The following is a 23,181-nucleotide window of genomic DNA, read 5'->3' as shown; positions in this document are numbered from 1 at the left end:
TCGCCGCCGTCGGTGTCGCGGTGCCGTCGGCGTCAGTTCGCGGACGCCGCGGCCGGCGCCTCGGACCGGGCCGGGCCGGACTGCGCCGGCACGGACGGCCCGTCACCGGGTGCCCGGCGTACGTCGATGACCTGACCGGTCAGGTCGGAGATCAACACGTCAAGCGAGGACTGGGCGACGGCCTCCGCGGCCAGCAGGGTGTGCTCCGGCTCCTCGCCGAACGCCCGCGTGCGCATCGGGGTGGCGGTCCGCTCCGGGTTGATGCAGTTGACCCGTACGCCGACGTCGGCCCACTCGTCGGCGAGCGCCTGCGTCAGGTTGACCAGGGCGGCCTTGGTGGACGAGTAGAGGGCGTAGCGGGCCCGACCCCGGGTGTACGAGCTGGAGGTGTAGAGCAGCAGCTGACCCTTGGTCTGCTGCAGGTACGGAAGGGCCTGCCGGGCGATGGTCACCGGACCGACGAAGTTGACCTGCAACACCCGGTCCATCGTTTCCTCGTCCATCTCGGCGAGGGCGCCCTTCTCCAGGATTCCGGCGGTGACCACCACGTGGTCGATGCGGCCGGTCGCCTCGAAGGCGGTCGTCAGCGCGGCCTCGACGTCCTCGGCGCGCTCGACGTGCGTGCCGGTGGTGGACCGGCTGAACGGGAAGACCTGCGCGCCGTAGCGCCGCGCCAGTTCGGTCAGTTCGTGGCCGATCCCGTAGCTGCCGCCGAACACCACGATCGTCCGGCCGGTCAGCTCCTCGGTGTAGCTGCGGTGGTCGGTGAGCCGGGGGGCCTGCGCCGCCGCGAGCTGGAAGAGCTTGTCCGCCAGGTGCACGTCGACCGGGTGGGTGACCTTGATGTTCTCGTCCGAGCCGTCGATCACCTTGATGGGGGTACCCGGCAGGTACCGCAGCACCACGCCACAGTCGTCGGTGGCGGCAAAGTCGGGGTCGTCCTCGGCGATCCGGTACGCCTCGCGGATCGTGGGGGAGCGGAACGCCTGCGGGGTCTGGCCCCGACGCAGCCGGGAGCGCACCGGGATGTCGGTGATGCAGTCGTTCTCGTCCACCTGGACGATCGTGTCGGCGGAGGGGATGGCGACGTCGACGGCGGAGTAGGTCCACAGCGCGTTCACGCACTCGCGGACGATCCGGCCGCTGAGCAGTGGACGGACGGCGTCGTGGAAGAGGATGTTGCAGTCGGCCGGACCGACGGCGTCGAGCGCGATCCGGGTGGTCGCGTTGCGGGTGTCGCCGCCCTCGATCACCTTGGTGACCTTGCGCAGGCCGGCCTTCTCGACGATCCGCTGGGCATCCTCGAGGTGACCGCTCGCCATCAGCACGATGATCTCGTCGATCTCCGGAGCGGACTCGAAGACCGCCAGCGTGTGCCCGATGATCGGCTTACCGGCGATCTTCAGGAGCTGCTTGGGGATGCCGAGGCCCAGCCGGGTTCCGGTGCCGCCCGCCAGCACCACGGCCACTGTCCGCGAGGGCCGCCACGGTGCGGGGGTCTCCGTTGCGGCGTCCGGGCCAGTGGTCTGGTCCTGCGTCATTGCCGGATCCTCACTCTCAGGGTTGCGTTAACGGAAGGTTCCGCCCGAGCGGCGACGGAATGAACCTTAACGCGCGGACCGCGCCGCCCCAACGCGGGCGACGCGGTCCTGGTAGCCGTGTCGATGCCGGGGGTTGGCCGGCACTCTACTTGCTGTTCGCGTACGCCTCGTATGCACGGATGACCTCGTCGGTGGGGCCGTCCATCCGGATGAGGCCCGATTCCAGCCAGATCGTCCGTTCGCAGGTGTCGCGCACGGAGGAGAGCTGGTGGCTGACCAGGAACACCGTGCCGGCACCCTCGCGCAGCTCACGCACGCGCTGCTCACTGCGCTTGCGGAAACCCTTGTCGCCGGTGGCGAGGGCCTCGTCGATGAGCAGCACGTCGTGCCTCTTCGCGGCGGCGATGGAGAACCGCAGGCGAGCCGCCATGCCCGACGAGTACGTGCGCATCGGCAGGCTGGCGAAGTCACCCCGCTCGTTGATGCCGGAGAAGTCGATGATCCCCGCGGCCTGCTTGGCGACCTCGTCGGGGTGCATGCCCATCGCCAGGCACCCCAGGACGACGTTGCGCTCACCGGAGAGGTCGTTGAGCAGCGCCGCGTTCACGCCGAGCAGCGATGGCTGCCCCTGGGTGTGGATCGCGCCCCGGTTGACCGGCAGCAGGCCGGCGATGGCCCGCAGGATCGTGGACTTGCCGGAGCCGTTGCTGCCGATCAGCCCGATCGCCTCGCCCCGGTACGCGGTGAACGACACGCCCTTGACCGCGTGCACCTCCCGCACGTTCGGCGCGTTGGTGCGCTTGACCAGCCGCCGCAGCGCGGCGACCGGGGTGGTGCCACCTGTCGCGCCCTGGTGGACCCGGTAGATGATGTGCGCGTCGTCCACCACCACGGTGGGGATCCGCTCCGACGTCAGCACGGGCAGGGAGACGGTCGCCTCGTCGGCGGCCGGCAGGGAATCAACCACGGCCGTACTCCTGTTCGCCGCGCCAGAAGTAGAGGTAGCCGCCGATGCCGGCCACCAGCGCCCAGCCGGCGGCGACCAGCCAGAGCTGGGTCAGCGACTCGTTGAGCAGTGGCGCCCGGTCGAGCAGCGCGTACCGGGCCAGCTCGATGTAGACCAGCAGCGGGTTGAACTGGACCACCGTCGTCGCCCAGCCGGGCAGCCGCTCGAAGAGGCTGACGCTGTAGAGGACGCCGGAGCCGTACATCCAGGTGCGCATGACGAACGGCATGACCTGCTTGAGGTCGCTGGCCTTGGAACCCAGTCGGGCGACCAGCAGCACCACGCCGGCGTTGAAGACCGCCTGCAGCAGCAGGGCCGGCACCAGCAGCAGCCAGTCCCAGGTGACCGGCTCACCGGTGACCAGCACGATGCCGACCAGCACGACCATCGAGGCCAGCAGCTGCTGGAACTGGGTCATGGTGGTGGACAGCGGCAGGCTGGCCCGGGGGAAGTGCAGCGCCCGGATCAGCCCGAGGTTGCTGCTGATCGACTGGGTGCCGGCCAGCACCGCGCTCTGGGTGAAGTTGAAGATGAACAACCCCGTCGTCAGGTACGCGATGAAGTTCGGGATGCTGTTCTGTGCCAGCACCACCCCGAAGATCAGGTAGTAGACCGCGGCGTTGGTCAGCGGGGTGAGCACCTGCCAGAGCTGGCCCAGCTTGGCGTTGCTGTACGAGGCGACAAGCTTGGCGTTGGCGTACGCGGCGATGAAGTGCCGGTAGGCCCAGAGTCGGCGGCTGTACTCGGTGAGGGTGGGTCGCTCACCAGCGACCCGTAGCCCGTGCCGAGCGGCCAGCTGCGCCTGGGTCAGGCCCGTGTCGGGGTCGACCAGCGCGGTGGTGGCCATGGAAATGGCGCTCCGATCTTTCGTGCAGACGGGTTGCTCGCGACGATGGAATCCTAGTGGGAAGCGTGCGCGGGACGTCGCCTCGTCGCTGCGTGGACAGTAGTCCGAAACACGTCGGGACGCAACCGTACCGTCGTTGCGCTATTCTAGCCGGCGTGACCTGCGAGAAGAGTCCTCGGTGACGACCGAAAAGAGGCGCGTGCCGGCCGGCGCGGCGGTGCTGCGCGACGAGATCACCTCGGCCATCCGGCGCGCGCTCATGCAGGAGCTCGCCGCGGTCGGCTACGGCCGGCTCTCCATCGAGGCGGTGGCCCGTCGGGCCGGCGTCAGCAAGACGGCGGTCTACCGCCGGTGGAGTTCGAAGCTCGACCTGGTGGTGGAGATCGTCGCCGCGGCGGCCCACGGCAAGCTGCCGGTGCTGGACACCGGCAGCCTGCGCGGCGATCTGGCGCTGCTGTTCCAGGCCGTGACACACGCGCTGCGCCACCCCCTGGCGTCCCAGATCATCCCGGACCTGCTGGCCGAGGCCGCCCGCAACCCGGCCATCGACGCGACCCTGCGGCAGGTGCTGCACTCCCGCCAGCAGGAGATCGGCGGTCGCCTGGTCACCCGTGCCGTGCAGCGCGGCGAGCTACCCGCCGACACCGACCCGGACGCCGCCGTCGACCTCATCGTCGGGCCGCTCTACTGGCGACTCGCCATCGCGCGGCTGCCGCTCACCGACAACTACCTGGACAACCTGGTCGAATCGGTGGCCGCCGGACTGGGCGCGACCAACTCCGTCTCGCGTCAACGTGACGCCTCGGCTCTCAGTTGACCTTTCCTGCCGCGTCGGACGAGGTGGCGCTCTGACCGATTCCGCTAGGCTGGCCCCCGCCGTGGCGACGCCCCATCTCGCCACCCAGGTGTGACCCGCAGTTTCTCCCGAATTCGTTCGTATGACGACAAGGACGTCCCGTGCCCCACGTCGAACAGGTCGCCGTCGCGCCCGCCGAGCCCACCTCGAAGGACGCCGGGCCAGAGCCGGAGCGACAGCAGCTCAACTCGGTTCGGCCAACCACCGGAGCGCGACTGCGCGCCCTCGTGGCCGCGGCGCCGACGCTGCTCACCGATGCTGGCGTACTGGCGTTCGCGCTCTGGACCGTCATGTACCACCTGGCGTTCCTGATCAACCTGGCCCCGGCGACGACGTTCCTGATCTGGGTTGTCGGCTGTGTGGTCGCGTTCGGCGCGTGGCTGGGGCACCGCCGCCGGGTCCAGCCGTCGGCCGCCGCCGATGCCGTGCAGCAGGAGACCGCGGAGGACGCCACCTACGCGTATTCGCGTCCTCTCCTAGCCGTGGTGCTCGGCGCCGGCACCGTCGCCGCCGTCACGGCAGGGCTGACCGCCGCGGATGACGGCATCGGCGCAGGTATCCCCTGGTGGATCCCGGGTGGCTTCGGGGCCCTCGCCGGGGTGGGAGCCCTGTTGCTCGCCCGGGGTCGTTGGCTCACCACGCCAGCGCGAGTCGCCCCGGCGGCCGCCGCGTCCCCCCTGTCGTCGGCGTACGCCCTGATCGTCGCCGTGCTGGCCGCCGTGTCCGGGCTCTTCTTCGCCCGGAACTCCGTCGACGACGCCTTCTTCGTCGGCAAGTCGGTCTGGGTCGCCGAACGCAACCAGGTGCCGCTGCGGGACTTCCTGTTCACCGACGGCGTCGCGCCCGCGATGAACTCGCAGCCGCCGGTGCCCTCGATCGAGGTCTTCTACGGCGCCTTCGCCCATGTCTTCGGCCTGCACGCGGCGTCCGCCACCTGGTACATCGTGATGCCGGTCATGTCCGTACTGGCGGTGCTGGCTCTGTGGCGGCTGGTGCAGCGATGGGCGCCGGGCCGTGCCGCACTCGCCTTCACCGTTGCCGTGGCCTATCTCTACCTGGTCGCCGGGCAGGACGCGGCCCTGGGCACCTTCCACCTGACGCGGCTTCACCAGGGCAAGACCATGTTTGTGGCGGCCGTGGTGCCGCTTATGTGGGTCTACCTGACCGACTGGTTCGACTCGCGGTCCTGTCGCGGGCTGATTCTCATCGCCGCGCTCTCCATCGTGGCCACCGGCCTCAGCACCACCTCTGCCATCGTCCTTCCGCTGCTGGTCGGCGGCGCGATGTTCGCGATGATCGTCGTCGGGCGATGGCGGGACGCGCTACTGGCCGGGGCGGCGGCGCTGGTCTACCCCGTCGGCGCGACCATCTGGTCGCGGCTCACCGCAGGCCCTATCACCGAGAACGCGGCCGCGGCCTTCTACGACGCCGAAATCACCTACCGGCGGACCGTTTTGTTCGGTGTGCTCGGCGTGATCGGTGGCCTGGCTCTCTGGCTCGGCCCCCTTATCGCTCGCCGTCGGACGCCCCAACTGCTCGTCGCGGGCAGCACGCTGGCGATGAGCGTCCTGCTCTTCCCCGGCGTCCTCGAGCTGATCAACAGCCTGACCGGCATCGGTGTCGTGCTCTGGCGGACGCCGTGGATGTTCGCCCTCCCGGCGGTGATCGGGATCCTGTGCACCGTCGACCTGCCGCGCCTGCGGGTGTTCGGCAGCGTCGCGATCGCACTGGCGCTAGTCGCCGGCTTCGCCATCCTGGGCACACCCATGTGGTCGCCGAAGAGTTACGTCGCGGTGCACGAGCAGCCCGTCTGGAAGTTGCCTCAGCAGCGCAAGACGATCGTCTTCTGGATGGCCCGGCTCGATCGGCCCGACGGCGTGGTGCTGGCCCCGTCCACCCTCATGCACACCGCCCCGATGGTCACCAGCAGGATGCGCGTGGTCAGCCCGAACGACCGTTACCTGCCCGACTACGGGATGAACACGCCGTTCGTCCAGGATCGGTTGAAGTTGGTTGCACTGGCCAACGGCAGGACCGACCTCGCGCCGGTGCCCGAGCTGGCCGGGGCGATCGAGCGGCTCGACGTCACCACGATCTGCGTCTACTCGAGCAACCAGGTGGCCCGTGAGCTGGCTCCGACGTTGGGCTTCGAGCAGTTCGCCACCCGTAAGCGCCCGGGAGCGATGACCTGCTTCCGTCGCGGGTGAGGGCTCGTCGAACGCTGAGCAGCGGCGTGTTCTGACCGGAAAGGGTTCTGATACCCGAGCGGTAGCTCGGTGACCCCTCGCGTTAAGGTCGCATGTGTACGAGCGGCACGTGGGAGATCGTTTCCCGCCATTCAGCCGTGGAGCGGGAGTTCGGACATCGGAACAGGCTGCCGGATCGGCGGCGATCCAGCTCCGGAAAGGTCGCTCATGGCGACTGCGGAAGGCCTCGACTCCCCGCCTGGCCACGTGCGGTGACGCCGCGACGACCTCGGGCCCTGCCCGCAAACGATCTAGTAGGGAGCGAACTCGTTGTTCGGCACGTTGACAGGACGCATCGGAGTGGCCGCCCGCAGCGCGCTGCTGGTGCTGGCCTACCTGGTCATGCTCGTCGCAGGCGCCTTCGGCTGGGTCGCGTTGTTCGCCGTTGCCGGACTGGCGGCGGTGGTGGGCGAGTTCGCCGTGGCCCGCTGGTCCCCGCCGTCGCAGGTGCTGCTGGAGAAGGTCGGTCTGCACTGGGCGTACCGGCAGTTGACCCGGGACCTGGCGGCCGTGCTGCTGGTCGCCGCGGAGGTCGCCCTCGACGGCACCGAGCTGAGCCTGCTGCTGATCCTGCCGGCGGCGGTGTGGGTCGTCTCCGTCTTCGCCGGCGCGCTCTCCACCATGATCGACCGTCGTAACCCGCAGTCCGCCCTGGTGCGCAACATCGAGCTGGGCCCCCTGCGCTCGGCCCCCCGCCCGCCGGCCTGGGCGGCGGCGGTCGCGGGTGAGCGGATGCCTCTGCTCAACCTGTTGCTGGTCCCGGCCGCGGTGGTCGCCGCGGTGCGGCACGAGCCGACGCCGTACTTCGTCGCCGCCGCGGTGACGGTGGCGACGACCGCGGTGGTGGGCGCGATCATCGCCGTGACCTGGCTGCGTGGTCGTGGCTCCGGCCAGGGTCCGCTGATGCCGGCAGTGCAGCGCTGGCTCGACACGTACCGGCCCGAGGTGGCGCTCTACTTCGCCGGCCCGGCCAAGGACGTCTACCAGGCCAACATGTGGCTCGCGCCGACCGAGGCGCTGAACCAGCGTGCGGTGGTGCTGATGCGCAGCCGGGAGGCGTTCGCCGAGCTGGCCGACACCCGTCTGCCGGTGATCTGCGTACCGGCCGGGGTGGACTTCATGAACCTCGAACTCGGCAGCGTCCGCGCGGCCCTCTACGCCGCGAACGTCGGCGCCAACATCCACATGCTGCGCGAGCCCGGCATGAAGCACGTCTTCGTGGGGCACGGCGACAGCGACAAGCAGGCAAGCGTCAACCCCTACAGCAAGGTGTACGACGAGGTCTGGGTCGCCGGCCTGGCCGGGCGTGAGCGGTACGCCCGCGCCGCGGTGGGCGTGCTCGACCAGGACATCGTGGAGGTCGGCCGGCCGCAGTTGGCCGGCGTGCACACCTTCGGAGCCGAGTCGGTGGACCGTCCGTTCACCGTGCTCTACGCGCCCACCTGGGAGGGCTGGCTCGACGACGACCCGTACCACACCTCGCTGGTGCTGATGGGTGAGCGGATCGTCAAGGGTCTGCTGGCCACCAGTCCCCGGGTGCGTCTGGTCTACAAGCCGCACCCGCTCACCGGCTCACGGTCGAAGGCCGCCCGGGCCGTGCACGAGCGCATCGTCGAGGCGATCCGGGCCGCCGGCGGCGACCCCAACGCGGCGTCCCTGGATGGTACGGACCACCTGGTGGTGACCGGCCGCACGCCCGCGCTGTTCGACTGCTTCAACCAGACCGACCTGCTGATCAGCGACGTGTCCAGTGTGGTCTCGGACTTCGTGCAGAGCCAGCGGCCGTACGTGGTGGCGAACCCGTCCGGCCTGCCGGAGGACGAGTTCCGCCGGGAGTACCCGACCGCGCGGGCCGCGTACCTGCTCTCGGCCGACTGCGGTGAGCTGGAGAAGATCGTGGCGGTGACCCGGGTCGGCGACGACCCGATGACCGAGGCGCGCCGCGACCTGAAGACGTACCTGCTGGGGCCGGCGGAGACCAACCCGATGGACCGGTTCGCCGAGGAGATCACCCGGCTCTGCCGCTGACCCGCGCACCACGTCCCGCGCCCGGCCCGACACCCGTCGGACCGGGCGCGGTCGTGTCGGTGCCGTCGGTGCGGCTCAGTCGAGCAGGGCGGCGACCGCGTCGGCGACCGGACTGTCCGCCGGCAACGCCCGCGCGGTCACCACGGCGCTCAGCGGCAGCGGCCCGTACAGGTGCGGAAAGAGCTGCCCGCCGCGTGAGGGTTCCCAGCGCAGGGCGTCGGCCAGCCGCTCCTCGTCCACTCCGAGCAGGGTGAGACCGGTGGCGCCGGAGAAGTGCCGGCGGGCCGTCTCCACCACCTGGTCGGCGGCGGACAGGTGGATGAAGCCGTCCTGGCGGTCCACGGCCGAGCCGGCGACGACTCCGGCGGCCCGGGCGTCGTCCCACTCGACGGTCGGCAACAGCTTGTAGATCACCTCCGCAGACTACGTCGCCTGCGTTTCGGCCGTACCGCCGCCGACGCCGGCCACCGCCCGGCATGCTCAGGTGGAGCGGCCGGGAGGGGATGGACGATGGCGAGCTACGACGACGACTGGACCGACACCCAGCGCGGGCTGTACGACGAGTGCTACCGGGCCGGCGGCGAGTGGGCCGAGGACCCGGACACCCCGTCCGACGACGTGCAGCACGTGATCAACCTGGCCGAGGCGGACGACGACGCCTTCGACGACGCCGAGATCGACTTCCCGCCCCTGGTCGACGCCGTCACGCAGGCCAGCGGTGTCAACGTCACGAGCGTGCCCGCCCGGCACGACGACCCCGGTTTCCGGGGCTTCACCGACGGCGTCCGCGACGCGGTCGCCGACGACGTCTTTGGTCTGTAGCAGACCGGCCCTCCCGCTCGCGGCACCCTTCTGCCACCATTCGCAGGACGGCTGCGACGGATGGGGGCACGGTGCGGATCCTGCTGGTGGAGGACGACCGCCGGGTGGCCGCTGCGCTCTCCTCCGCCCTGACCCGCCGCGGCTACCAGGTCGAGCACGCGGCCACCGTCGCCGCCGCGCTCTCCGCCGCCCCCTGCGACCTGGTGCTACTCGATCTGACCCTGCCCGACGGCGATGGCACCGAGGTGTGTCGGGAACTACGCCGACGCAGCAGCCAGCTCGGCATCATCGCGGTGACCGCGCGGGGTGAGGAGCGCGACCGGGTGCTCGGGCTGCGCCTGGGCGCGGACGACTACGTGGTCAAACCGTTCTCGATGGTGGAGTTGCAGGCCCGGATCGAGGCGGTGCTGCGGCGCGCCGCGAACGCCGCCCCCGAGCGGCACCTGATCGAGGCGGGGACGGTGCGCATCGACGTGCCCGCCCGCACGGTGACGGTGGCGGGGCGCGCGGTGACGCTGACCCGCAAGGAGTTCGACGTCCTGCTGTCGTTGGCCCGCCAGCCGGGAGTGGCGGTGCCCCGCGACCGCATCCTGCTCGACGCCTGGGGTACCACCTGGGCCGACCCGCACACGGTCGAGGTGCACGTCGGGTCGTTGCGCGGCAAGCTGGGCGACGCGCGCCTGGTGGAGACCGTCCGTGGTGTCGGCTACCGGCTGCGCGATGCGTGAGGGGTCGCCGTGCGCCGCCGACTGGTGATCAGTTACCTGCTGCTGATGGTGCTCGTCCTCGTCGCGTTGGAGAGCCCTCTCGCCGTCACCCTGGCCAGCCGGGAGACCGAACGCGTACGCGCCGACCGGCTCGCGGACGCCACCCGGTTCGCCTCGCTGGCCGGGCCGGCGCTGCGCGGCGGCGAACCCGGGCCGATCGGCGCGGAGCTGCGCAGCTACGACGAGCTGTACGGGATCGGCGCGGCGGTCGTCGACCGGGACCGGGGCATCGTCGTGGACTCGGCGAGCTGGCAGTCCTCGGGGACCGCCACGGTGCTGGACGTCGCGCTGTCCGGCCAGCAGAGCAGCGCGCCGGAATCGATCTGGCCGTGGTCCGCCGGCCCGGTGGTGGTGGCGGTGCCCATCAACGACGGCGGGGAGGTCCTCGGCGCGGTGGTGATCGTGACGCCGGCCGACGAGATACGCCGGGCCGTGACCACCTGGTGGCTGCTGCTCACCCTGGCCGGCCTGCTCGTCGTGCTGGCCTGCGTGCTCACCGCGTTCGGACTGGCCGGCTGGGTGCTGCGGCCGGTCACCGAGCTGGACGCGGTCACCCACGAGATCGCCGAGGGCGACCGGAGCGCCCGCGTGCAGCACCGACTCGGGCCGCCGGAGCTGCGCCGTCTCGCAGCCAGCTTCAACCACATGGCCGACGTGGTCTCCGACGTGATGGACCGGCAGCGCGCGTTCGTCGCACACGCCAGCCACCAGCTGCGCAATCCGCTCACGGCGTTGCGGCTGCGGGTCGAGGAACTGGGTCCCAGCCTGACCGACGCGGACGGGCGCTCCGAGCACCGGTTGGCGTTGGAGGAGACCGACCGGTTGGCGCTGGTGCTCGACGCGCTGCTCACCCTGGCCCGCGCCGAGCGTGAGGAGAACGAGCGGGTCACCGTGGACGCCGCCGCCGTGGCGGCCTCCCGGGTGTCCGCCTGGGCGCCGCTGGCCCGGCACCGGTCGGTCGCGCTGCGCCTCGCCACGAGCGACGCCCCGGCGTACGCGCGGACCGTACCGACAGCCGTCGACCAGGCGCTGGACGCCCTGATCGACAACGCGGTGAAGTTCAGCGGTGCCGGCGGCGCGGTGACGGTGACCGTGGCACGGCGCGACGACGGGGTGGTGCTGGAGGTGCGCGACACCGGCCCGGGCATGACCGAGAGTCAACTCGGCCAGGCCACCGAGCGGTTCTGGCGGGCCCCGGACGCGCAGAACGTCGACGGCGCCGGGCTCGGCCTGACCATCGCCGCCGTGCTGGTGGACGCCTCCGACGGCCGGCTCACGATGCGTGCGGGCACACCGCGCGGGCTGGTCGCCGGCCTGTGGTTCCCCGCGCCGGAACCGGCCACGGAGTCGACCGACGAGGAGCCGGCCGACGAGGAGCCAAGCACGGAACGGCGGCCCGCCCCGGCGCGCTGACGGGCCCGGCGGAGCGGGCCGCGGCGGTCGTCATCCGGCGGCTCAGGGCTTGGCGGCGCGGTACCAGGCGGCGGCGCCCGGGTGCAGCGGCAGCGGAGCGGTGGCGATCGCCGAGCGCGGACTCATCCGTCCCGCCGCCGGATGCGCCGCGCCCAGCTCCGCCCGACGTTCCATCAACAGCCGGGTCACGTCCCGGACCAGCGGCTCGGGCAGGTTGGCGCGCACGATCAGGTAGTTCGGGTCGGCGACCGTCGTGACCGGGTTCATGCCGTACACCGAGCGGGGGATGTCCCGGGAGACGTAGACCTGCCCGTAGCGGGCGCGCAGCGGCTCCGTCCACTCGCCCAGGTCGACGATCCGGGTGGCGCTGCGTCCGGCCAGCTCCACGATGCCGCGTACCGGCAGACCGCCGGAGAAGAAGAACGCGTCGATGCGTCCCGAGCGCAGAGCGGCCACCGAGTCGTCCAGGTTGAGGCGTTCCCGGCGTACCGCGTCACCGCCGAGCCGGGCCACCTCCAGCAGTCGGGTGGCGGTGATCTCCGTGCCGGAGCCGGCCGCCCCCACCGACACCCGTCGGCCGCGCAGGTCGCCGACCGTACGGACCGGGCCGCCGTCGGTCGTGACCAGGTGCAGTTGGTCGTCGTACACCCGGGCCACCGCGTCCACCGGCAGGCTCTGCGTCGGGCTGGTGGGCAGCACGTCGGCCTGGGTGAAACCCAGCTCAGCCGCCCCCGAGCCGACCAGGCGGACGTTCTCGGCCGAGGCCGCGGTGATCACCACGCTGGCCCGTACCCCGGGCAGTTCGCGGTTGAGGATGGTCGCGAGGGACTGTCCGAACGCGTAGTAGACGGCGGTGGGGCTGCCGGTGGCGATCCGGATCTCCACCGGCTCGCCCGGGTCGTCACGGCAGCCGGCGGCGGTCAGAGCCACGACCAGCGCCAGCGCCGCCGCCCCCGCGCGGCGCCGACCGGCCCGATCCGACGAGGTACGACTCACGCGCTGCACTGTGCGCGCTCCGGCGGGCGGGCGCAAGCCCGTACCCGTCAGTACCTCGGGGCAGGTGGGGCCGAGCCTCGCTCAGCAGGCCGGTCGGCGGCCCGGCTCCGATACCGCGCCGCGCGCCGGCTCCGTCGACGCGCTGCGCAGGATGCGCTCACGGTCCGGCCCGTCGGCGACGCTGACCAGGAAACAGCCGGTGCCGGGGCGGAGTACGGCCGGCACGTCGAGCACTGCCGCGCCGCGGATCAGCACGGCGGCCAACTCCCGGTCGGTGAGCCGGACGCCGAGGATGTGCCGCCGCACGTGTCGTCCGCCGGCCAGCAGCGCCGACCGCCACGCCGCCGCCGCGAGGCGGGACGTCCACCGGCGGCGGGCCGGCGACGCGCCCGGCACCGGACCGCGAAGCAGCTCCCGACGCCCCTGCCACCAGCCCGCGTCCACCAGCCGGGCGTACGCGCCCCGGTGCTCCGGCGGCACCCAGAGCCGGTGCACCTCGTATCGGCGGCGCAGTCCGCCGACCGTGACCTCCTGGGTGACCGGGATGTCGAGGCGCGCGAGCAGCTGTCGCATCCGCTGCGCGGCGTCCTCCCGGTTGAACTCGACTCCCGGCGCGTGTGACGGCAGCGCGGCGATCGGCCGGGCGCCCGCCGGGGGCGCCGTGCAACGCAGCAGGCAGGCCGCCTCGAACGCGTCGCCCAGGGTCAGCCAGTCCAGCGGAGGGGGCGTCGACGGCGAGCGGGGCCTGTCGAGCAGGGCGGGATCTAGGGCCAACGGAGGCTCCTTTGCCGGAGTCTGGGTTCCCCTACCGTGGCCCCTGCGCGGCCGTTACGGAACGTGTCCCGCCCAGCCTTGAGCAAATCTTGCGGCTTGCGCGCCGCTACAGGTCGGTGACCACGAGATCCACCTGCCGTACCCGGCCGGCGGCGGCCGGTTCCTCCACCACGGTGTGCTTCAGCTCGCGCAGGGTGCCGATCAGCTCCCGGGCGGTACGCGGCTTGACGCCGGCCAGGAGCAGGTCACGCACCAGACGCCCCTTGGTCGCCTTGTTGAAGTGGCTCACGACCGAGCGGACGGGCACACCGTCGACCTCCCGCTCGTGCAGCACCCGCACGGTGACCGTCCGCTCGGCCAGCTCACCGCGCGGAGTCCAGGTGGCCGCGTACGCGCCGGAGCGCAGGTCCAGCACCGGGCCCCGACCGGCCGCGCCGGCGAGGACCGACGGCAGCTCCCGGCGCCAGTACGTCGACAGCGCCCCGACGCCCGGTAGGCGGGCCCCGATCGGGCAGCGGTAGGGCGGAATCCGGTCGGCGAGACGTACCGCGCCCCACAGCCCGGAACTGATGAGGATCGACCGGCGGGCCGCCCGCAGCGCCGTCGACGGGAGCGTGGCCAGCTCCAGCGCCTCGTAGACCACGCCCGTGTAGAGCCGCTCGGCCGGCGCGGTGGCCGCCTCCCGCAGCCGGGCGTTGCGCCGCAACTCGCCGCGCTGACCGTCGCTGAGCCCGAGCGCGGTCAGCGCGGCCTCCTCGTCGGGCCCCGCGCTGAGCGCCACGAGCGCGTCGAGCACCCGCTCGCGGGCCGGGTTCAGCTCCGCCAGCGAGAGCCTGTCCGGCGTCCACCGCCGCCCGGTGCCGGCGTCGGCCTTGCCCTCCGAGGGCGGCAGCAGGATGAGCATCGGGTCTCCTCGAACGGGTACGGAGGCGGCCCAGCCAGCGTACGACCCGTCGTCAGCGCCACGGCCGCACCGGGGTGTCGGGGTGGTACACGCGATAGCCGCCCACCTCACGTACCGGGGCGGCGTCGGGCCGGTCGGCGAGCAGCCGGCGCAGCCGCCGGTCCATCGGCGAGTCGATCTCCACCACGTAACCCGGCCGCGCGGCCCGCCCGACCTGCCGCCAGTACGGCCGGTAGCGGTTCTGCCCGGGGGACAGATTGCCGTCGAGCACTCCGCAGACCACCGTCTCGTCCGTGTTGAAGATGAGCCGGTTGCAGGTCCAGTAGTCCCCGTACACCTCGTGGGGTCCGTCGGCGCGCAGCGCGGAGGCCAGTTCCCGGGCCTGGCGCTCCTCGGTCCGCGACGCGGCCGTGCCGCTGGTCGCGAAGAGCACGGTGACCACCAGCGTCGTCGTGGCCAGCGCCGCCAGCGCGGCGGTGGCCAGCGCGCCGGTCAGCCGGCCGAGGGCGCCCACCGTGCCCCGCCAGCAGGCCACGGCCACCGCCCAGAGCGGCCAGAGCACCGCCGGCAGCGACAGTTGCAGCACCGACAGGTACCGGGCGTTGTCCAGTGGGCTGGTCGCGGCGAGCGGGCTGCGCACGTACGACAGGAGGGTCAACGCCGCGCCGACGACGAGCGCGAGCTGCACGACCGGCCCGACCCGCGCGGCCCGTGGCGTGCTCTCGGCGGGTGGCGTGCCGGCGGCCCGGCGGTACGCGACGAGCGCCAGCGCCGCGGCGGCCACCAGCAGCGCCGGGTAGAGCAGTCCGAACCACTGCTGCCCCCGGCCGCAGCCGTCGACCGGGCAGAGCCCGTGCGCCAGCGGCACCCCCTCCAGCAGGCCGCCCCGAATCCGGTCGGACCATGGCGGCAGCGGGCCGGCCTTGGTGCTGACCTCCCGGAACACCGTCAGCGAGTCCTCACCCGGCCCGGCGCGCAGGTTGTCGACGATCATCGGCGCGACCCCGACCACGAAACCCGCCACCAGCAGCAGCCCGGCCCAGCCGAACAGCTCCCGCCGCACCGCCCAGACCAGGGCCGACGCGGCGACCGCGAGGTACGGCAGGATCAGCCAGTCCGACCAGGCGGCCAGCCCAGCCAGCAACCCGAACAGCGCGAACGCCAGTCGACGGTAGCGCACCGACCCGGCGGCCAGCCCCACGGTGATCAGCAGCATCAGCAGCACCGCCGGCTTGACCTCCGGCCGACCCCCGACCACGGTGAGCTGGTCGCGCACCACCCGCTCCGGGCCCAGCGCCAGCAGACCGACCACGAGGACGGCGAACCACGGCGGGTAGAGCCGACGGGTGAGCCGGTACACGAGGTAGAGGAAGGCCGCGTACAGGGCGAGCATCGGTAGCCGCAGCACCGGCCAGCTCGGCCCCGCCACCGCGAGCAGAGGCGCGGCCAGGTACGACTCCAGCATCCCCATGTAGTGCTGGCCGTAGAGGAAGACCGGACGCTCGCGGCCCTGGCCGATGTGCAGGGCGGCCAGCCCGAAGGTCGCCTCGTCGCTGTTCGACACCGGCACGGTGTACAGCGTCAGGACCAGCCGGTACCCGACACCGACCAGCCCGAACACCAGCGCGACGAGCGCCGGCCGGTCGAGTTGCGGACGCCACCGCCCGCGGTGCTGCTCTGGATGCGACACGACCACGCCCCCGTCGTCGTCCCGACCGGAGTGTTTCACGGACCGTGGGCCGGCCGGGCCGCTTCGGCCCAGTCCGGCCTGGCTGGCGGGCTGCGGTTCGGACCCGCTCGCGTGGCCGTCGGCGTCGACCTGTGGCAGGGTTGGCGGGTGCCACCCACTCCCGCCGGCGAACTGGCCGTGCCGAATCTGCACCGGGCCGCGCGGATCGAAGACGCCGTGCACCAGCTCGTGGAGCGTCGGCTGCGCCGCACCGGCTGGCGGATGAACATCGTCGCCTACACGGGCTACGGCCGTCCCGGTTGGGTACGCGTCATGTGCCGGGTGCTGCTGGGCCGTCCGGACAACCGTCAGCGGGGCCGGCTGGACAAGGTGCGTGGCTGGCGCAGTTTCACGACCCTGCCCGCCAAGCACGTCACCGTGCAGATCGAGGCCGGTGGCGTACGACACGAGGCCCGCGCCGACCGCAGCGGTTTCGTCGACACGCTCGTCGAGGCCGACCTGCCGCCCGGCTGGGGCACCGTACGCCTCAGCGTGGCCGACGCCGAGCCGGTCGACGCGCCCGTGCGCATCCTCGACCCAGAGGTCAAGTTCGGCATCCTCTCCGACATCGACGACACGGTGATGGTCACGGCGCTGCCCCGGCCGCTGCTCGCCGCGTGGAACACCTTCGTCCTCGACGAGCACGCCCGTGCGGCCGTACCCGGGATGGCGGTGCTCTACGAGCGGCTCGTCACCGCACACCCCGGCGCCCCGGTCTTCTACCTGTCCACCGGCGCCTGGAACGTCGCGCCCACGTTGACGCGGTTCCTGTCCCGGCACCTCTACCCGGCCGGGCCGCTGCTGCTCACCGACTGGGGTCCGACCGCCGACCGCTGGTTCCGCAGCGGCATGGAACACAAGCGCTCCACCCTCGCGCGGCTGGCCAAGGAGTTCCCCGACGTACGCTGGCTCCTCGTCGGCGACGACGGCCAGCACGACCAGGAGATCTACCGGGAGTTCGCCGCCGCCCACCCGGAGAACGTCGCCGGGGTGGCGATCCGCAGGCTGTCCCCGACCCAGTCGGTGCTGGCCGGTAGCCTGCCCGCCCCGGCGGGTCGGCCCTCCTCGGGGCTGGTGGGGCAGAAGTGGCTGTCCGCGCCCGACGGCGCCGGCCTGTGGCAGCTACTCCGCGACGCCGGCCTCGTCTGACCCCTCGACGGGATACGCGAGAACCCCCGGGCGCCGCGACTCCTGCGGCGCCCGGGGGTTCTTTTCGCCTACTACAGCAACGAGGGTGCACCCCAGGTGACGGTGCCGATGGCGCCGTTGCCCGGGTAGAGGGTCATGGTGCCGTTGCTTCGGCGACGGACCACCAGGTCGACCTTCCCGTCGTTGGTGACGTCGCCGAGACCGCTCGGCACCGACGCCTGCGCCGCCACGCCCACGGACGCCAACAAGTCCATGGTCGGCAACACCATCGGCGCGGGTAGCGCCTACTGGACCAGCTGGCAGATCGACCTGATCGGCAACCGCACCCAACAGACCGAGCACAACCTCACCGGCGGTGCCGACACCAAGACGGTCTACGCCTACAACGGCAACGGTCAGAACAAGCCCCACACCCTGACCTCCACCACCACGACCGGCGGAACCGCCGGCACCACGTCGTACTCGTACGACAACGCCGGTAACACCACCGGTCGCAACGCCGCCCAGGGAAGCCAGACTCTCACCTGGGACGACGCCGGCAAGCTCGCCGACGTCACCGGCGGCACGAGCGGCAACAACAGTTTCATCTACGACGCCGACGGCAACCTGCTGCTGCAGAAGGAGCCGGGCAAGAACACCCTCTACCTGCCGGGGCAGCAACTCACCCTCAACACCGCCACCAGCGTCGTGACCGGCAGCCGCTACTACGCCCTCCCTGGCGGCGGTAGCTGCATCCGCACCGGCAGCGGCACGGCGTACACCTTCGCCATCGCCGACCACCAGGGAACCCCGTCGCTCTACCTCGACAACACCGCCCAGAACCCGACTTGGCGGCAGTACACCCCGTACGGCGGTGCCCGAGGTGCGGCCGTCGCCGCACCCGACAACCGAGGCTTCTTGAACAAGCCCATGAGCCCGGTCGGACTCACGACCATCGGCGCCCGCTCATACGACCCCGCGATCGGCAGATTCACATCGGTGGACCCACTGCAGGCCGCCGGACAGCCGCAGCAGTGGAATGGCTACTCCTACTCCAACAACACACCGGTCACGTCGAGCGATCCGACCGGTCTCATCCCGGAGGGCTGCCGGCACTTTGACTGCTACGGCTACGATCCTCGGCCTCTTAAGAAGGGCGATGGCCGCGGTGCCGGCGGTTGTCCCGGGGGCTGTGGAACTGCCAAGAACAAGGCTTGGGGAAAGGCGAACCACAAGTCCACCACCAAGGCAAAGATCGTTGACAAGCATGTTGCGCCGCGCCGCGAGACGCCGAAGCCAGGGCCTGGGCCGAAACCTGACGTGTCCCAGCTTCTGGCGGGCACGCCTGATCCTGGCCCAATCGGTTGTTGGGCGGCGAAGCCGACGGATTGCGCGGCCGAAGAGCCGCTGGTTGCGAATGTCAAAATGGAAGGAGTTTGCCTGACCGGAAGTTTCGCAGGGATCCTGGGCGGTGGAGTCACTGGGTGTGTGGCTTTCGATCGCCAGGGCGTGGGTTGGACCTACACGAAAGGCATCGACATCGGGCCCAACTTCGGGGTGTTTGGAGGCGTGGGCTCTGTGGCGTCGGACGGTAGCATTGACGATCAGGCCGGCACGTCCCAGTATTGGCAGGCCGGCGCCGGCGCCGAGGCCTCCGGCAGCGTGTCCTTCACGGCTGGCACCGGAAAGCACGGACAGCCGGTGCACAGCGTCGGCGCGAGCGCTGGAGTGGGCGTAGGCGGCGGCTATACGGAGGGTGGCTCCAAAACGGCTGCCGGCCGCTGGTTCGATTGGTCCGATGTGACAGGTCTACTTGGGTGAGGAGTTAGGCCTTGAGCGACATCATGGCTGAGGCGAGAGGACGAAAATCCTACCGCCTGCTGGTATGGGCTGGGCGGGCGGTGCTCCTGTCGGCTGCCGTACTGGTTCTGACGCAGGTCCTGTGGGCCAACCACGTAATCAGTCGTCCGATGATGGTGGCGGTGATTGCGCCGGCCGTGCTGGTGTTCCTTGCATCAGTGCTGGTCGCGATCCCAGCGCTTGCTATTCAGGCCGCGCACTTCTCTGCCAATCCACTCGGCAGGGGGCCGATCGAACGTCAGACACGTTTTAGTCAGATGTTCGTGACGGATCTCCTGGCAATTCCACCGAAGCCCGCGAGCAAAGACGGCATGAAATAGGTGGCGCCCCTTGTGCCCTATCTAGTGGTAGGGCACAAGGGGCTGCTATTGATGACAATCCGCCATCACTCGACGATCGTATAATGGCGGGTAGTGTGCAATGGTAGGCTTTTTGCGGAGCCAGATAACCTCAGTCGGTCCCGTTGATAATCACTGTCACGGTTGAAGCGAAATCAGCTCTGGCGCAGCCAGATGACGCCCAACGGGGGGGCCTGGAGGGCTGCTGACGCCACCAGTCCGTGCTACGGCACGTCCTCGGCGTGCACCTCGCCCAGGTTGCCCACCCCGGACCCGCCGTAGTGGTGGGCGTCGGTGTTGAGCACCTTTGTTCACGTGCCGCCGGCCGGGAGCCCGATCCGGTAGTCGTGCAGCGGCTGGGCGGAGAAGTTCGCCACGCACACCAGCGTCGGCCGTCCGGGGCGATGCTGACGAAGGAGACGGTGTTGTTGGCGATGCCGTCGCCGGCGATCCACCGGAACCCGGCCGGTTGGGTGTCCTGCGCCCACAGCGCCGGGGTGTCCCGGTAGACGCGGTTGAGGTCACGGACGAGCCGCTGCACGCCGGCGCGGGCCGGGTCGTGCAGCAGGTACCAGTCGAGGCCGCGCTCCTCGCTCCACTCCCGGTCGTCGGCCAGCTCCGAGCCCACGAGTCCGCCGCCCGTCCAGAGAACCTCGCCGAGGTGGCGATCCGCCGACCGTCCCCGCCCCTACCGGCCGTCCTTGGGGCCGGTGGGGCAGAAATGCCTACCCGCCCCCGACGGCACCGGCCTGTGGCGACTGCTGCGCGAGGCCGGGCTGGTCTGACCGGCGGCTCCCGCCGGGCTACCGGCCGTCGAACACGTCTTCGAGGACAAGCCTCGCCCGGCCGGGGACCTCTTCGTCCGGGAAGATCTCGGCGCAAAGGCCGAGGACCTCTTCGGGGTTGTTCAGCCCGAGGTGCTCCACGAGGAAGCGGATGTCCTCGGCGTCTCGGCGTCGTGCCGCGAGAACCTTCATGGCGAGCAGATGCTCCGGGGACGCCGCCGAGACCCGCAGGCCAGGGTGATCGAAGACCCGTGGTGCTTCCGGGTCCCCGCCAACGGCGACGTACGAGCTCGCCTGTTCGTTCAGCCACCACTGCGGCAGCCCTAGCTCGTCCGCGACGGCCCGCGCTTCGTCGAGGACGATGCCATGCGGCTGAAAAACGGCGTCAATATCGCGCGTCGCCCGGCGGGCGTCGTAGGCCAGTGCCATGGCAGCTCCGCCGAAGATGTACAGGTCGGCGACCACGCCCCGCGTTGCCAGCCGGTCGCCGAGCCGGCGGAAGGCGTCTTCGATGGCAGTTCGATCCAGCAGGGGGTCGTCGGCGCTCACGCGACCTTCAACTCCTGCGGGGAGATGAAGACCCCACGGCGCCGGAATGCCGCTGGCGCGTGCACCACGGCGTCGACACGGGCGGCTCGTGTATTGAAGGGGAACCAGAACTGCCGTAGCGACCGGGCTTCGACCCACGAGGGGGCGCCGCGCCCGTCACGGGCGGAGAGATATTCCGCCAATGCCGCGAGGAAGACATCCCAATGATCGTCACCGGTTGGCGCTGGCTCCTGGATCAGCAGGTCAGCGCGATGCTCGGATGCTTCCCAGCCGTACTCCTCCAGGAACTCCGCCACCAGACGCCACCGCCTGGTGTCGTCGCTCCCGGCGAGCAGGACACCCAGCCGTGCGATCGTCATCGGTTCGTACCTCGCCGCACGATTGCTCACGGCGTCAACGCTAGTACAGGTCAGCGCCGATCAGCCGTAAGCCCTGCCCCCTTCGAGGGTCAGCTCTGGCGGAGCCAGATGACGCCCAGTGGGGGCACCTGGAGTGCCGCCGACGCCACCAGACCGTGCCACGGCATGTCCTGGGCGTGCACCTCGCCCAGGTTGCCCACGCCGGACCCGCCGTAGTGGTGCGCGTCGGTGTTGAGCACCTCGGTCCACGTACCGCCGGCCGGGAGCCCGATCCGGTAGTCGTGCAGCGGCTGGGCGGAGAAGTTCGCCACGCACACCAGCGTCGAGCCGTCCGGGGCGATCCGGACGAACGAGACGGCGTTGTTGGCGACGTCGTCGCCGGCGATCCACCGGAACCCGGCCGGCTGGGTGTCCTGCGCCCACAGCGCCGGGGTGTCCCGGTAGACGCGGTTGAGGTCACCGACGAGCCGCTGCACGCCGGCGCGGGCCGGGTCATGCAGCAGGTACCAGTCGAGGCCCCGCTCCTCGCTCCACTCCCGGTCGTCGGCCAGCTCGGAGCCCATGAACAGCAACTGCTTGCCGGGGTGCGCCCACATGTACGCCAGCAGCGCCCGGACGTTGGCCAACCGCTGCCAGGTGTCGCCGGGCATCTTGCCGGCCAGTGAGCCCTTGCCGTGCACGACCTCGTCGTGGCTGATCGGCAGCACGTAGTTCTCGCTCCAGGCGTACGCCAGGGAGAACGTGAGCTGGTGGTGGTGGTGCTGGCGGTAGATCGGGTCCTTCGACGTGTAGAGCAGGGTGTCGTGCATCCAGCCCATGTTCCACTTGAACCCGAAGCCCAGCCCGCCGCTGGCGGTGGACTGGGTGACCCCCGGCCACGCGGTGGACTCCTCGGCGATCATGACGACCCCGGCGTGGTGCTTGTAGACCGTCGCGTTCACCTCCTGCATGAGCGCGATGGCCTCCAGGTTCTCCCGACCGCCGTACTGGTTGGGAGCCCACTGGCCCTCCTCGCGGGAGTAGTCCAGGTAGAGCATCGACGCCACCGCGTCGACGCGCAGCCCGTCGACGTGGAACTGGTCGCACCAGTAGAGCGCGTTGGCGACCAGGAAGTTGCGGACCTCACGGCGGCCGAAGTCGAAGACGTACGTGCCCCAGTCGGGGTGCTCGCCACGCCGAGGGTCGGGGTGCTCGTAGAGCGGGGTGCCGTCGAACCGGGCGAGGGCCCACTCGTCCTTGGGGAAGTGCGCGGGCACCCAGTCGAGGATCACGCCGATGCCGGCGGCGTGCAGGGCGTCGACGAGGTGGCGGAACTCGTCCGGGTCACCGAAGCGGGACGTCGGCGCGTAGTAGCCGGTCACCTGGTAGCCCCAGGAGCCGCCGAACGGGTGCTCCATCACCGGCAGGAACTCCACGTGCGTGAAGCCCAGCTCGGTGACGTACGCGGTGAGCTGGTCGGCCAGCTCGCGGTAGCCGAGGCCGGGCCGCCAGGAGCCGAGGTGCACCTCGTACACGCTCATCGGCTCCTGGTGCGGCCGCCGCTCGGCCCGGCGGGCCAGCCAGTCGGCGTCGTTCCACCGGTACGTCGAGTGGTGCACCACCGACGCGGTGGCCGGCGGCACCTCCGCGTACGCCGCCAGGGGATCGGCCTTGTCCCGCCACTGCCCGTCGGCGCCGAGCACCCGGTACTTGTAGCGGGCACCGACCCGGGCGTTGGGGACGAACAGCTCCCACACGCCGCTGGAGCCGAGCGAGCGCATCGGCCAGCCGTCGTCCGCGCCCCAGCCGGTGAAGTCGCCGACCACGCGCACGCCCTGGGCGTTGGGCGCCCAGACGCTGAACGCCACGCCCTCGTCGAAGACCCGCGCGCCGAGCACGTCCCACAGCCGCTCGTGCCGGCCCTCGCCGATGAGGTGCAGGTCCAGCTCGCCGAGCGTGGGCGGGTAGCGGTACGGGTCGTCGTGCGTCGTGCCGTCGACCTCCACCCGGTAGTCGAGCACGGTGCCCTCGACCTGCGCCTCGAAGACGCCCAGATCGTGCACCCGCTTCATCGGGTGCCGCTCGTCGCCGACGAGCAGCACCACGTCACCCGCGCCTCGGCGCATCGTGCGGATCGTGGTCGAGGAGTCGGCGGGGTGCGCGCCGAGCAGCGCGTGCGGGTCGTGCGTCACGCCGGTGATCAGCTGGTCCATCGGTCGTCCTTCGGTGCGGCGGCGGTCGGTGCGGAGGCGGA

The 23,181-nt window shown here is 71.2% G+C and carries 21 protein-coding genes and 2 pseudogenes; 10 read left to right on the top strand and 13 right to left on the bottom strand.

Annotated features, from left to right (window positions below; all coding sequences use genetic code 11):
* Positions 1-32 precede the first annotated feature (32 nt).
* The 3 genes from ABZV06_RS04695 to ABZV06_RS04685 all read right to left on the bottom strand — a co-directional run bounded on the left by ABZV06_RS04695 (position 33) and on the right by ABZV06_RS04685 (position 3,394).
* Positions 33-1,541 carry a bifunctional cytidylyltransferase/SDR family oxidoreductase gene (locus ABZV06_RS04695; protein ID WP_355618634.1) on the bottom strand — a complete coding sequence of 503 codons (1,509 nt, stop codon included), beginning with the start codon at positions 1,539-1,541 and terminating at the stop codon, positions 33-35.
* A 145-nt stretch (positions 1,542-1,686) separates the two neighbouring features.
* Entirely contained in the window at positions 1,687-2,508 is an 822-nt protein-coding gene (locus ABZV06_RS04690; RefSeq protein ID WP_355238060.1) for an ABC transporter ATP-binding protein, read from the bottom strand.
* The gene (locus ABZV06_RS04685; protein ID WP_355618631.1) at positions 2,501-3,394 is read right to left on the bottom strand and encodes an ABC transporter permease; all 894 of its coding nucleotides are present in this window, start codon (positions 3,392-3,394) and stop codon (positions 2,501-2,503) included. The genes ABZV06_RS04690 and ABZV06_RS04685 overlap by 8 nt, the downstream gene beginning before the upstream one ends.
* 217 nt (positions 3,395-3,611) lie before the next feature.
* On the opposite strand from ABZV06_RS04685, the gene ABZV06_RS04680 reads away from it, so the two are divergent.
* The 3 genes from ABZV06_RS04680 to ABZV06_RS04670 all read left to right on the top strand — a co-directional run bounded on the left by ABZV06_RS04680 (position 3,612) and on the right by ABZV06_RS04670 (position 8,524).
* Positions 3,612-4,211: a TetR/AcrR family transcriptional regulator gene (locus ABZV06_RS04680; protein ID WP_355238302.1), complete on the top strand. Its 600-nt coding sequence runs from the start codon at positions 3,612-3,614 to the stop codon at positions 4,209-4,211.
* 140 nt (positions 4,212-4,351) lie between these two features.
* The gene (locus ABZV06_RS04675) at positions 4,352-6,457 is read left to right on the top strand and encodes a DUF6077 domain-containing protein (protein ID WP_355618628.1); all 2,106 of its coding nucleotides are present in this window, start codon (positions 4,352-4,354) and stop codon (positions 6,455-6,457) included.
* Positions 6,458-6,766: 309 nt separating this feature from the next.
* Positions 6,767-8,524: a CDP-glycerol glycerophosphotransferase family protein gene (locus ABZV06_RS04670; protein WP_355618625.1), complete on the top strand. Its 1,758-nt coding sequence runs from the start codon at positions 6,767-6,769 to the stop codon at positions 8,522-8,524.
* 75 nt (positions 8,525-8,599) lie between these two features.
* Here the strand turns inward: ABZV06_RS04670 and ABZV06_RS04665 are convergent, their stop codons facing one another.
* A complete protein-coding gene (locus ABZV06_RS04665) occupies positions 8,600-8,938 on the bottom strand; it encodes a DUF952 domain-containing protein (RefSeq protein ID WP_355238048.1) in 339 nt (112 codons plus the stop codon).
* A 96-nt stretch (positions 8,939-9,034) separates the two neighbouring features.
* Between ABZV06_RS04665 and ABZV06_RS04660 the strand changes: the two genes are divergently transcribed.
* The 3 genes from ABZV06_RS04660 (at position 9,035) to ABZV06_RS04650 (ending at position 11,526) form a co-directional block, all read left to right on the top strand.
* A complete protein-coding gene (locus ABZV06_RS04660; RefSeq protein WP_355618622.1) occupies positions 9,035-9,346 on the top strand; it encodes a hypothetical protein in 312 nt (103 codons plus the stop codon).
* Between the two features lie 71 nt (positions 9,347-9,417).
* Positions 9,418-10,074, top strand: a complete 657-nt coding sequence (locus tag ABZV06_RS04655; RefSeq protein ID WP_355238042.1) for a response regulator transcription factor — start codon at positions 9,418-9,420, stop codon at positions 10,072-10,074.
* A gap of 9 nt (positions 10,075-10,083) precedes the next feature.
* Positions 10,084-11,526, top strand: coding sequence for a HAMP domain-containing sensor histidine kinase (locus ABZV06_RS04650; protein WP_355618619.1), 1,443 nt, complete (start codon positions 10,084-10,086; stop codon positions 11,524-11,526).
* Positions 11,527-11,568: 42 nt separating this feature from the next.
* Here the strand turns inward: ABZV06_RS04650 and ABZV06_RS04645 are convergent, their stop codons facing one another.
* The 4 genes from ABZV06_RS04645 to ABZV06_RS04630 form a co-directional block, all read right to left on the bottom strand.
* Positions 11,569-12,531, bottom strand: coding sequence for a TAXI family TRAP transporter solute-binding subunit (locus tag ABZV06_RS04645; RefSeq protein WP_355618617.1), 963 nt, complete (start codon positions 12,529-12,531; stop codon positions 11,569-11,571).
* Between the two features lie 72 nt (positions 12,532-12,603).
* On the bottom strand, positions 12,604-13,296 hold the full coding sequence (locus ABZV06_RS04640) for a hypothetical protein (RefSeq protein WP_355618614.1): 693 nt from the start codon (positions 13,294-13,296) through the stop codon (positions 12,604-12,606).
* A 106-nt stretch (positions 13,297-13,402) separates the two neighbouring features.
* Entirely contained in the window at positions 13,403-14,200 is a 798-nt protein-coding gene (gene yaaA / locus ABZV06_RS04635) for a peroxide stress protein YaaA (protein ID WP_355618611.1), read from the bottom strand.
* A gap of 52 nt (positions 14,201-14,252) precedes the next feature.
* Complete coding sequence (locus tag ABZV06_RS04630) at positions 14,253-15,890, bottom strand: hypothetical protein (protein ID WP_355618608.1); 1,638 nt, start codon at positions 15,888-15,890, stop codon at positions 14,253-14,255.
* Between the two features lie 147 nt (positions 15,891-16,037).
* Between ABZV06_RS04630 and ABZV06_RS04625 the strand changes: the two genes are divergently transcribed.
* On the top strand, positions 16,038-17,078 hold the full coding sequence (locus tag ABZV06_RS04625; protein ID WP_355238299.1) for a phosphatase domain-containing protein: 1,041 nt from the start codon (positions 16,038-16,040) through the stop codon (positions 17,076-17,078).
* Positions 17,079-17,149: 71 nt separating this feature from the next.
* Here ABZV06_RS04625 and ABZV06_RS04620 read toward each other — a convergent pair whose 3' ends face one another.
* Positions 17,150-17,332 (bottom strand): hypothetical protein, encoded by a 183-nt coding sequence (locus ABZV06_RS04620; RefSeq protein ID WP_355238026.1) that lies wholly within the window; start codon positions 17,330-17,332, stop codon positions 17,150-17,152.
* Here ABZV06_RS04620 and ABZV06_RS04615 point away from each other — a divergent pair.
* Together ABZV06_RS04615 and ABZV06_RS04610 are read left to right on the top strand one after the other, a co-directional pair.
* On the top strand, positions 17,331-18,878 hold the full coding sequence (locus ABZV06_RS04615; RefSeq protein WP_355618605.1) for an RHS repeat-associated core domain-containing protein: 1,548 nt from the start codon (positions 17,331-17,333) through the stop codon (positions 18,876-18,878). The genes ABZV06_RS04620 and ABZV06_RS04615 overlap by 2 nt on opposite strands.
* A gap of 11 nt (positions 18,879-18,889) precedes the next feature.
* Positions 18,890-19,237, top strand: a complete 348-nt coding sequence (locus ABZV06_RS04610; protein WP_355618603.1) for a hypothetical protein — start codon at positions 18,890-18,892, stop codon at positions 19,235-19,237.
* Between the two features lie 173 nt (positions 19,238-19,410).
* Here ABZV06_RS04610 and ABZV06_RS04605 read toward each other — a convergent pair.
* Positions 19,411-19,883: pseudogene (locus ABZV06_RS04605) on the bottom strand (alpha amylase C-terminal domain-containing protein); the annotation flags it as partial.
* A gap of 3 nt (positions 19,884-19,886) precedes the next feature.
* Here ABZV06_RS04605 and ABZV06_RS04600 point away from each other — a divergent pair.
* Positions 19,887-20,040 (top strand): annotated as a pseudogene (locus ABZV06_RS04600) (ACP synthase); the annotation flags it as partial.
* Positions 20,041-20,058: 18 nt separating this feature from the next.
* Here the strand turns inward: ABZV06_RS04600 and ABZV06_RS04595 are convergent.
* The 3 genes from ABZV06_RS04595 to glgB form a co-directional block, all read right to left on the bottom strand.
* Positions 20,059-20,589: a DUF6036 family nucleotidyltransferase gene (locus ABZV06_RS04595; protein ID WP_355238017.1), complete on the bottom strand. Its 531-nt coding sequence runs from the start codon at positions 20,587-20,589 to the stop codon at positions 20,059-20,061.
* Positions 20,586-20,948 carry a hypothetical protein gene (locus ABZV06_RS04590; protein ID WP_355238014.1) on the bottom strand — a complete coding sequence of 121 codons (363 nt, stop codon included), beginning with the start codon at positions 20,946-20,948 and terminating at the stop codon, positions 20,586-20,588. Before ABZV06_RS04590 ends, ABZV06_RS04595 begins: the two co-directional genes overlap by 4 nt.
* A gap of 89 nt (positions 20,949-21,037) precedes the next feature.
* On the bottom strand, positions 21,038-23,140 hold the full coding sequence (gene glgB / locus ABZV06_RS04585; RefSeq protein ID WP_355618600.1) for a 1,4-alpha-glucan branching protein GlgB: 2,103 nt from the start codon (positions 23,138-23,140) through the stop codon (positions 21,038-21,040).
* Between the last annotated feature and the right edge of the window lie 41 nt (positions 23,141-23,181).

It is taken from the genome of Micromonospora sp. NPDC005172 (assembly GCF_040608555.1).
Taxonomy (GTDB): Bacteria; Actinomycetota; Actinomycetes; order Mycobacteriales; family Micromonosporaceae; genus Micromonospora.
Note: the sequence above shows the minus strand (reverse complement) of the source record. Positions and strands in the feature narration are given on the sequence as shown.

Bases quoted from the DNA above. Each gene is read 5' to 3' on its own strand.
- ABZV06_RS04695 (WP_355618634.1), bottom strand. From the start codon at position 1,541: ATGACGCAGGACCAGACCACTGGCCCGGACGCCGCAACGGAGACCCCC.
- ABZV06_RS04685 (WP_355618631.1), bottom strand. From the start codon at position 3,394: ATGGCCACCACCGCGCTGGTCGACCCCGACACGGGCCTGACCCAGGCG.
- ABZV06_RS04660 (WP_355618622.1), top strand. From the start codon at position 9,035: ATGGCGAGCTACGACGACGACTGGACCGACACCCAGCGCGGGCTGTAC.
- yaaA (WP_355618611.1), bottom strand. From the start codon at position 14,200: ATGCTCATCCTGCTGCCGCCCTCGGAGGGCAAGGCCGACGCCGGCACC.
- ABZV06_RS04615 (WP_355618605.1), top strand. From the start codon at position 17,331: ATGGTCGGCAACACCATCGGCGCGGGTAGCGCCTACTGGACCAGCTGG.
- ABZV06_RS04620 (WP_355238026.1), bottom strand. From the start codon at position 17,332: ATGGACTTGTTGGCGTCCGTGGGCGTGGCGGCGCAGGCGTCGGTGCCG.
- ABZV06_RS04590 (WP_355238014.1), bottom strand. From the start codon at position 20,948: ATGACGATCGCACGGCTGGGTGTCCTGCTCGCCGGGAGCGACGACACC.
- glgB (WP_355618600.1), bottom strand. From the start codon at position 23,140: ATGGACCAGCTGATCACCGGCGTGACGCACGACCCGCACGCGCTGCTC.